This window comes from Mycoplasma testudineum, assembly GCF_002245785.1.
In the GTDB taxonomy this organism is placed as follows: domain Bacteria; phylum Bacillota_I; class Bacilli_A; order Mycoplasmatales; family Metamycoplasmataceae; genus Mycoplasmopsis_B; species Mycoplasmopsis_B testudinea.
This window is the reverse complement of the sequence record NZ_NNCE01000016.1, coordinates 1-3062: the sequence shown is the minus strand read 5'-3', so window position 1 is coordinate 3062 and position 3062 is coordinate 1. Positions and strand designations below refer to the sequence as shown.

1 protein-coding gene is annotated in these 3062 nt (G+C 25.1%); it reads left to right on the top strand.

From position 1 onward, the window contains the following. Positions 1–364 precede the first annotated feature (364 nt). Complete coding sequence (locus CG473_RS04085) at positions 365–2932, top strand: type I restriction-modification system subunit M (RefSeq protein WP_094255040.1); 2568 nt, start codon at positions 365–367, stop codon at positions 2930–2932. Positions 2933–3062: the final 130 nt, after the last annotated feature.

The window sequence follows — 3062 nt, the reverse complement described above, 5'->3', positions numbered from 1 at the left end:
CTAAGGTAAAAATGAGACTTAATTTTAAGTTTCTAAAAAAAATAAAATTTTAAATCCGTTAATTTTTACTTGCTCCCTAAAATACTTAAAACATTTCAAATAATTTTAGATATAAGAAATAGTATTTTACATGTTATAAATTTTAAAATAACTTTTCATTTATAATGTCAAATATACAATAAAAATATTACAAATTAGATGTGAAAATTAATAATTATTAAGTAGATATAAAGTATTAATATTTCTAAAACTGATTAAATTAACTTTACATTTCATTATTAAAGTCTGATTATTTTAATAATGAAATTAATATTATTTTAAATTTGTAAAAATTTTAATTAAAAAATGAAAGAAGAGTGAAAAAGTGAATAAACAGCAATTAGCATCCAAAATTTGAGAATCAGCAAATAAAATGCGTTCAAAAATTGAAGCAGGTGAGTATAAAGACTACATTATAGGATTTATGTTTTATAAATTTTTATCTGAAGAACAAGTAAAATTTTTAAAAGAAAAACATTGGACCGATGAAGATATTAAAGAATTATCTGAAGAAGATACTCAAACAGTTGAATTTGTACAGCGCAATATTGGTTATTTTATTGCCTACAACAATTTATTTTCAACATGAATTGAAAAAGGTCTTGATTTTGATTTAAGTGATGTTAGAGATGCTTTAAATGCTTTTTCAAGATTAATAAGTAATCAACATAAAAAAGTTTTTGATCGTATTTTTAATACTCTTGAAACTGGATTAAATAAATTAGGAGTTACTGCTTCAGAACAAACTAAAGCTATAAAAGATCTTATCCAAGTATTAAAAATTATTCCAATGAATAATAAACAAGATTATGATGTTTTAGGATTCATTTATGAATACTTAATTAGTAATTTTGCTGTAAATGCTGGTAAAAAAGCAGGTGAATTTTATACCCCTCATGAAGTATCTGTGTTAATGTCAGATATTGTTGCAGACCATTTAAAAAATAATACTGAAATCAAAATATACGATCCAACTAGTGGATCTGGTTCATTACTTATTAATATTGGTTATTCAATTCAAAAACACACTTCCAACCGCAACAATATAAAATATTATGCTCAGGAATTAAAAGAAAACACTTATAACTTAACTAGAATGAATTTAGTTATGCACGGTATATTACCAGATAATATTGTTGCCAGAAATGCAGATACATTAGAAAATGATTGACCTCTTTTTGATGAATCTGATTCAAGAATATCTTATGATCCTTTACTTGTAGATGCAGTTGTATCTAATCCTCCATATTCTTTAGAATGAAATAGAGATAATAAAGAATCTGATCCTAGATACTCAGAATTTGGTTTAGCACCTAAAGGTAAAGCAGATTATGCCTTTTTATTACATGATTTATACCATGTTAAAACAGATGGAATTATGACAATAGTTTTACCTCATGGTGTTTTATTTAGAGCTGGTGAAGAAGGTGAAATCAGAAAAAATTTAGTTGAAAAAAATCATATAGATACAATTATCGGTTTGCCAGCAGATATTTTCTTTGGTACTGGTATTCCAACAATAATAATGGTACTTAAAAAGAGTAGTAAAGAAAACACAGATATTTTGATGATAGATGCTTCTAAAGGTTTTGTTAAAGTTGGCAATAAAAATCAATTAAGAGCTTCTGATATTAAGAAAATTACTGATACTGTTATTAATAGAGAATCTGTTGATAATTTTTCACGTGTTGTTAGTTTAGAAGAGATTCGCAAGAATGATTACAATTTAAATATTACAAGATATGTTGATACATCTGAAGCCACTAAAACTTGAGATATTCATTCATTAATGTATGGCGGAATCCCAAAATCAGAATTAAAAGTGCTTGAAAATTATTGAAACGAATTTCCGTCTCTTAAAAATGATTTGTTTGAAGAAATAAATGATGCTTATTATTCTCTTAAAAATAAAGATATTAAAACAGTAATGAGCAATAACTGAGATGTTATTAACTATTTAGATAAATTTAAAAATAATTTCAAGGATTTAGATTTATTTTTAGAAACTAGATTAATTTCTAATATGAATAATTTAAATATTGTTCTTGAACAAGAAGATATTAGTAATGAAATTTTTGATAGATTAAAAGATTTTAAACTTTTGGATAAATACAAAGCTTATCAAGCCCTTGAAGATGAATGAGTTAAAACTTCTATTGACCTTGAAATTATTCAATCAGAAGGTTTTGATGCAATTAGAAAAGTTGATCCTAAAATGATTATTAGAAAAAAAGGTATTCATGAAGAAGAATATCAAGAAGGCTGAATGGGTAGAATTATTCCTTTTGAAGTTGTTCAGAAGAATTTACTGAATAGTGAATTAACTAGTTTAGAAGATAAAGAAAATCGCTTAAATGAAATCGAGTCTGAATTTCAAGAAATTATTGAACAATTAACAGATGAAGAAAAAGAAAGGTCTTTTTCTGAAGAAGGCAATAAATTTGATACTAAAAAAGTAAAGCATCTTATCAAAGTTTTAGATGTTAATCAAGAAGAAGATGAATTATTTAAATCTAAACTAATTAGATATAGTGATTTAAAAGAAGAAGAAAAAGAATTAAAGATCAATATCAAAAGGGAATTATTAGATTTACAAGATAAAACTAAGATTGCAATTGAATCGTTAACTGATTTACAAGCAAAAGATTTATTAAAACAAAAGTGAATTAAGCCAATAACTGAAGCTATTGCTAAATTGCCAAATGATATTATCAATACTCTCGTTTCTTTAATTGTAGATTTAGATGATAAATATAATGTAACCTTTTCAGATATTGTAAATGAAATTAAAGATAATCAAAACACATTATTATCACTAATAGATGACTTAGAAGGTGATGAATATGACATGAAAGGGTTAAGTGAGTTAAAATCACTACTTAAAGGCAAATAGATATGGAAAAAAGTACATTAAAACCTGCAATTAGATTCAAAGGTTTTACTAACACTTGGGAACAGTATAGTTTTGGTGAGATGTCAGAAAGTTTTAAATACGGACTTCCAGCAGCTGCAACTGAGTATGA